The following is a 6427-nucleotide window of genomic DNA, read 5'->3' as shown; positions in this document are numbered from 1 at the left end:
GCACTCCGTGCGGCGGAAACGGATGCTTTGGCGCTTGGAACCATCGCCAACCGCGGAATGAGCGTCTGGCCTTTCGGCTTGGGAGAGACACTGCTCGCCGGACCCTTCCAATGCCGATTTCTCGCCAAGGATCGGCTGGCCGCAGTTTCGCAGCAGGCGATCGTCGACCTGCTTGGCTCCGTGGAAGCCGCGGGAATTGAGTTCACAAAGATGGAGCTCCTGTATACGTTTAATGGAACCGAAGGCTTTTCCCGTAGCCAGGGAGCCTAGAGTTTTGCCCGGTGGTGTAACGGTAGCACAGAGGTCTTTGGAGCCTTTAGTCATGGTTCGAATCCATGCCGGGCAGATGTGGTCTTCTCTCCTCGGCAGGAAGGCCGAGGAAAGCGGGTATGCTCTTTTGCCGATCCCCGGAAAGGAGGAGATCGATTTTTGAGGAAGGACGCGAAGTGGAGTTGGCTCTATCCAAGGGCCGCTGTAGCGCTTTTTGCCGCTTTGGCCCGCGCGGAAGGTAAGGCAAAAAGGGAGAGGAAAAGGACGGTCGCCGGAATTCAAAAGGATGCTCACGGGGAGGAGAGAGGGCCAACGTCCCATGCATCGCTTCGGACCAGTTGGCTCCGCCTTCCTCTGTCTAATCCTTTTTGTGACGGCATCGTCCACGGTCCGGGCTGATCCCGTTTTCTATCCGGGGGTCGAGGTCGCCGCCCAAGACCTCGTCGAAACGATGAACCAGCAGAGCCCCGGAAAAGATTGGCTTAGCCGCTGGCGCCGGATGACGATCGAGACGCGGGAGAAACAGACTCATTGGCTGACGCCGATCGTGACGGAAACCCCGCGTCTGGAACAGCGGATCCGCTACGACGTCTATGATGAGACTCTGCCGAACGGAAATAAGAAGTTCAATTTCGGGGCGGGAAAAGGCATCAACTTCATCGTCGCTCCGACAATGGAGGCGGCTTTTTCCTTGCCCCAATATCTCTATTATCCGGGAGCGGGTCGGCTCGATGGATTCCGAGGAGAGAGCTTCATGATCAAAAACCGGATCATGGCTTCTCCGGAAGACCAGAAGAATTACGTCTTTTCCGTGATGCTCGAAGCGCTCTCTCCAACCGGGACGCTGCCTGACTTCGCGGAGCACTGGATCTGGACGCCGATGCTTACCTTCGGCAAAGGTTGGGGCCATTTCGACTTCATGGTGAATCTGGGCACCGCCTGGGCCGACGCCGACAATCGGCAACTCGGCAGCCCGATTGTTTGGGGTGTGGCCCTTCAATATCGTTTCGGCGTGATCTGCCCGACGATCGAGGTGAATTCCCATCCTACTCTCAGCAACTTCTTCTTTGTTGGGCAGCCAGGGCTCTTTGTCACCCCGGAAGTTTTGATCGGCCGATTCCACTTCCGCGATCACTGGAGCCTCTATTTCGGTTTCGGATACCAAATGGCCTTGGACCAGACGACGTTGGAAGAGCAGTACGCCAACGCGTTCATCGCAAAATTTCATCTTCTCTTCTAACCATTCTCGGGGCAAAACGGACCAGGATCTGCTGCTGGGGAAATCCGGGAAGAGAAGGGTGGTCCGGATTGTTGTTTTCCAGAAAGCACGGTCTCTTCCGAAAACCAAAAGAATTCCCCCTTGTCGGTCATGCTGATTCGGCTCATCCCGGGAACCCTGCCCGGAGTGGCCGAGCACTAGGTTTGGACGCCTTTTGTCACGATCAGCCGTTTCCATTTCCAGGATTTCTGAAAGCCTCTATTTCGGATTCGGATACCTAATGGCTCAAGATGCGGCGACCGCCCGGGCGCAATTTGCAAACGTGCTCATCAGGAAGTTTTCTCCGCTTTTTTGAGGGAAGCGATCGGCCGCCCGACAACTTTCGCCACAACCTTTTTTCGTTCCTCGGGTTCATGCCATAGAGAGAAAGGAATGTGCAAAACCTCGGGATCGACGATGCATCCGTTCCGGCGGTTCGCCGTGTTTCCATTGCACGGATCGACCAAGCCGAGTCGGCCGATTTCCCTCATCCAGGGATAGGAGCCTCTTTCCCGAGGGTTGACTGAAACCAAGAACTTCTCACGTTGGCGCGGAGATTGCTTACCGGAGTCTGTTTTTGCACACCCGCCGGATGCGTAGCTTTCCTTCTCCATGAGGCACGAAGGGTTCCCCCCATCCCTTCGGCGGAGTGCCGGGCCGCGCTTTCGGAGCCGTACGGCAGCATTCGCACGCTCTTTTTGCGTCTTCTGGATCACCGGATGGGCCGTTTGGGCCTTGTCCCCGAGTGCTCAAGCCGATTCGGTCTTCTACCCGGGCGAAGAAATCGCGGCGCAGGATCTAGTGGAGACCATGAACGACCAGAATCCGGGTACGGGCTGGTACGAAAGATGGCACCGGATGACCGCCGAGACCAAGGAGCGTCAGACGAACTGGATGACTCCTTTGGTAACGACAACCTCGCGCTTGGAGCAGCGCATCCGCTACGACGTCTACGACGAGACCAAGGGCAATGGAAACAAGGAGTACAATTATGGGGCGGGGAAGGGTGTAAGTCTGATCGTAACCCCCACCGATGAATTTACCTTTTCTTTGCCCAACTATATCGACGAACCTGGAGTCCCAGCTTCCACCGGTTGGGCGGGCGAGGTGTTACAATGGCGCCACCGGATCATGGCCTCGCCGGAAAACCAGAAGAACTACGTCTTCTCGGTCCAGCTTTCCGCGCTTACTCCGACAGCCGTCATTCCCAATATGGCCAACCACTGGGTTTGGACTCCCACCCTGCTTTTCGGAAAGGGTTGGGGAAACTTCAACTTTATCGCGAACCTTGGCTCCCAGTGGGCGGATGGAGACAATAGCAAGCTTGGGGCCCCCATCATCTGGAACGCGGCGTTCGAATACCGGATCGGCCGCATCACTCCCTGCCTCGAGTTCAACTCTCAGCCCACGATTAGCCGTTTTCTGCCCACCGGCGCCCCGGGACTCTTCGTGCTACCGGAACTCTTGATCGGCCGGTTCACAATCAAGGAGGACCTGCGCTACTACTTCGGAATCGGCTACCAGATAGCCTTGAATCACTCTACAATCGAGTCGAGGTACGCCAACGCGCTCATCGTCAAATTCCATCTGCTTTTCTGAGGGAGACTAAGTAAGAAGGAGTGATGATTTTTCTAAGGACGGTGCTGCTTGCCATGGGGTTGGCACTGGTTGCCCCGGCCGAGCCGGCGATCGCCGACTCCCCGTCCCGAGCGGCATTCGAATCGTCTCTTCAGAAGGGTGATCTTCTCGGCGCCGGCGGCGCGGTGCGCCGATGGGTGATCGAGGAGCCGAACAGCGCGCTCCCCTGGAAAAAGCTGGGATGGTTCGAGCTCATGGAGAATCGGCTTCCCGAAGCGCGAGCGCATTTCCGCCGAGCGCTCCGCCTCCATCCATCGGATCCGGAGACGCAAGCCTTGCTCAGCCTCGCATGGTATCGCTCCGGGGAGCTGAGCCAATCCGCTTCCGAGCTCGATGGTCTCGGCCTCGATGCGTTGGCCGAGCTCGTGGCCACTCTCGAGCCGAAGGCGTACGAAATCGAAGGAGCGAGCTCCGTCCGGCTCCCCCTTCTCGCGGCGTTTCCCCGCCTCAAGTTTCCGGTACGCATCAACGGGAAGGATGCCCAATTCTACATCGACACGCGCGGCGGGATGAGCGCGGTCAACGATACGGTCGCGCGCGCGGCGAAGGTCGAGCGGCAGCAGAGCAACTTTCTCCAGTTCTGGTTCTGGGCCGCAGGCAAGTGGTCGGTAAAAAATCGTTTCGGGCGGGTCGATACCCTGAATTTGGATTCGATGAGGATCCGGCGCGTCCCCGTGCTCCTGCCGAATTGGAAGGGCTTGGTCGACGGTCTGCTTGGGACGGATTTCCTTTCCCATTTCGAGACGACGATTGATTATCCCGCAAAGAAGCTCTCTCTCCGGAAGGCGGATGGAGGAGCGGCAAAGGAGCCGCGGGGTGAGGGAGAGGGAGAGAGAAGGTCGGATTCGGGCCCGATCGTTCTCCCGTTCTTTTGGACGCCGGGCGGACAAATCGTGATACAAGGGCGGGTAAACGGAACGGATACGGTCTTCCTGTTGGATACGGTCGCCGCAGGACGGCCCGTTACGCTTTCTCGACGGCTCATCCATCGAGCCCATCTGCCTGCCCACGGCGGCTACATCATCAGCCTGCGGCGTGCGGGGCTTTTCCCGAAGGTTTACACCGAATTTCGAGAGCTGCGGGTGGGTCCCATCGTGCGACTCGATCAGAAGGCCGATATTGGCACCATGTATGATTTTCCCCCGTCGATCGATCACATGCAGGGATTTCCGATCGACGGCATCCTAGGGAATGGTTTCTTTCAATCCTATCGCCTTACCTTGGATTTCCATCAGATGCGTGTCATCCTCGATCCTGCGAAGACTATCGAGACGACCGAGGACCGGGAGAACGTTGCGGACCCGGTCGCGGAGCGGTAGATCGGATGCGAGGAGCGGAGGAGGATGGAGCGCGAGGGAACGTTCGAGGGTCGGCGTGTCCCATGGCAGAGAGGCGCGTGGAAATGGGCGGCGAGAGCGGCTGTCTCATCGATCCTCCTTGCGTGGATCGCGACGCGGGTAGATTGGAAGCAGATCGGCAAACTAGCGCTCGCCGGGAGGCCGGTCTGGCTGGGGTTGGCGATTCTCTTTGCCGGGCTGTCGACGCCGATTACGTCGGTCCGCTGGCGCATCCTGCTTGCCGTATTAGAGCTTCCTCTTTCCTTTCGGCAGGCTATGGCCTTAGGGTTCGTCGGGAAGTTTTTCAACGCGATTCTACCGGGTTCGACCAGCGGTGATTTCGTCCGGATCTTTTACGCGACACGCGTTTTTCCTGGTAAGGGGGCGATGGCTGGCTTCTCGGTCCTCTACGATCGGTTTCTCGAAGGGGTCGTTCTCCTCGTGCTTGGCTCGCTGCTCGCGGCAGCCTTTTATCCGGAACTCGCAGCGCGAGCGGTCCTCCGGAATGCGGCTCTCTCCCTCTTCCTTTTGACACTTGCCACGCTGGTGGCGATCCCGGTTCTGCTGCGCGGGTTTGCGAGCGGACGTCTCCGGCTTCCCAGCTCTGGGAAGACGGCGGCACGCTTGGAAAAGGCGTTGCAGGAGGTTCTGAGCGCGGTGCAACTCTATCGGAAGGCCACGCGGGCGAATTGGATCGCGGTCGGCCTATCTGTGCTGGCCCATGGGAGCTCCGCGGCCTTGCTCTGGGCGCTCATGCAAGCGCTGCGCCTGGAGCTGCCGTTTTGGCTCCTGGTGACGACGATGGTCGTCGTAAACGTCGCGGTCGCGCTGCCGGTCAGTATTTCGGGTCTCGGGATTCGGGAAGGAGCGCTTCTCTATCTGCTCGGCTCCTTTGGAGTGAGTCGGGAGGAGGCGGTAGCCTTCTCCCTGCTGCTCTTTGCGGTCGGACTCGTCTGGAGTCTAGTCGGCGGAATCGTCTACCTGTATTATCGATCGAGCCCAGTCGGGGCGGAATGCGGGAGATCGTACAATCCGTAAATTAGCTTTGGTTTTTGGGGTTGCCATGATTCTGGCCGGTTGCTCGCGGAGGGAGCCGCAGAGCGAGCCCGTGATCGGCCTGCTTACCGATTTCGGCTTGCGCGATCCCTATGTGGCGGCGGTGAAGGGGGCTATCTATACGGTCCATCCGAGCGCCCGCGTGGTCGATCTGCTTCATCAGGTCGAACCCTTTCAGATTTGGCAGGGGGCCTACTTGGTCGAAGAGGCTACGCGGGAGTTTCCAAAGGGATCGATCTTTGTCACCGTTGTGGATCCGGGCGTCGGAACCGAGCGGGCGCCGATCCTACTCGAGACCCGCTCGGGAAAGTTCTTCTTTGCCCCGGATAACGGGATCCTCTCGCTCGTCGTCGAGCGGGAAGGGATGAGGCGGGCTTGGAAACTCGATAAGCCTTCGTTTTATCGAGCGGGAAAGTCTTCGCGTACCTTTCAAGGGCGGGATATCTTTGGACCCGAAGCCGCCCGCTTGGCGGCCGGTATGGATCCGGACCAGCTCGGATCTCGAATCGAGAAGGTGGAGTCACTCAACCTAACGCCTGCGAGCCTTCTCGGCCAGAGTTTCCAGGGTCAGGTGATTTATGTCGATCACTTCGGAAACGTGATTACGAATATTCCGAGGGATCTCTCTTCCCGTTTGCAGGAAGGGATCCTCTTGCGGATCTCCATCGGGGAACAGACGATTCGGGCGCCGCTCGTCGGGACCTATGCGGACATCCCCTCTGGAAAATTGGGGGCGCTCTTCAATAGCTCGGACTATCTCGAGCTGGCCATGAACAAGAACTCGGCGGCCCATCAGCTCAAGGTTTCGGAAGGAACCCGGATCCTGGTGAGGCCGTAGGCGGGCGCCTGCCCGGGGCACTTGTGCGAA

The 6427-nt window shown here is 58.6% G+C and carries 5 protein-coding genes, 1 tRNA gene and 1 pseudogene; all 7 read left to right on the top strand.

Annotation, left to right across the window (positions count from 1 at the left end; genetic code table 11):
• Window positions 1–270 (top strand): annotated as a pseudogene (locus tag FN369_RS03755) (NADP-dependent isocitrate dehydrogenase); the annotation flags it as partial.
• A gap of 5 nt (window positions 271–275) precedes the next feature.
• Window positions 276–346, top strand: a tRNA-Gln gene (locus FN369_RS03750).
• Between the two features lie 294 nt (window positions 347–640).
• Window positions 641–1510 carry a hypothetical protein gene (locus tag FN369_RS03745; protein WP_246189529.1) on the top strand — a complete coding sequence of 290 codons (870 nt, stop codon included), beginning with the start codon at window positions 641–643 and terminating at the stop codon, window positions 1508–1510.
• An 828-nt stretch (window positions 1511–2338) separates the two neighbouring features.
• Window positions 2339–3127 carry a hypothetical protein gene (locus tag FN369_RS03740; RefSeq protein ID WP_246189528.1) on the top strand — a complete coding sequence of 263 codons (789 nt, stop codon included), beginning with the start codon at window positions 2339–2341 and terminating at the stop codon, window positions 3125–3127.
• Window positions 3128–3150: 23 nt separating this feature from the next.
• Window positions 3151–4485: an aspartyl protease family protein gene (locus FN369_RS03735; RefSeq protein WP_142524863.1), complete on the top strand. Its 1335-nt coding sequence runs from the start codon at window positions 3151–3153 to the stop codon at window positions 4483–4485.
• 24 nt (window positions 4486–4509) lie between these two features.
• Window positions 4510–5541: a lysylphosphatidylglycerol synthase transmembrane domain-containing protein gene (locus tag FN369_RS03730; protein WP_142524862.1), complete on the top strand. Its 1032-nt coding sequence runs from the start codon at window positions 4510–4512 to the stop codon at window positions 5539–5541.
• 7 nt (window positions 5542–5548) lie between these two features.
• Entirely contained in the window at window positions 5549–6397 is an 849-nt protein-coding gene (locus FN369_RS03725) for an SAM hydrolase/SAM-dependent halogenase family protein (RefSeq protein WP_246189527.1), read from the top strand.
• Window positions 6398–6427: the final 30 nt, after the last annotated feature.

This window comes from Methylacidimicrobium cyclopophantes (assembly GCF_902143385.2).
GTDB classification, from domain to species: domain Bacteria; phylum Verrucomicrobiota; class Verrucomicrobiia; order Methylacidiphilales; family Methylacidiphilaceae; genus Methylacidimicrobium; species Methylacidimicrobium cyclopophantes.
This window is presented reverse-complemented; position numbering and strand designations above follow the sequence as displayed.

Coding starts and splice junctions, on each gene's coding strand:
- FN369_RS03730 (WP_142524862.1), top strand. CDS start 4,510: ATGGAGCGCGAGGGAACGTTCGAGGGTCGGCGTGTCCCATGGCAGAGA.
- FN369_RS03735 (WP_142524863.1), top strand. CDS start 3,151: ATGATTTTTCTAAGGACGGTGCTGCTTGCCATGGGGTTGGCACTGGTT.
- FN369_RS03740 (WP_246189528.1), top strand. CDS start 2,339: ATGAACGACCAGAATCCGGGTACGGGCTGGTACGAAAGATGGCACCGG.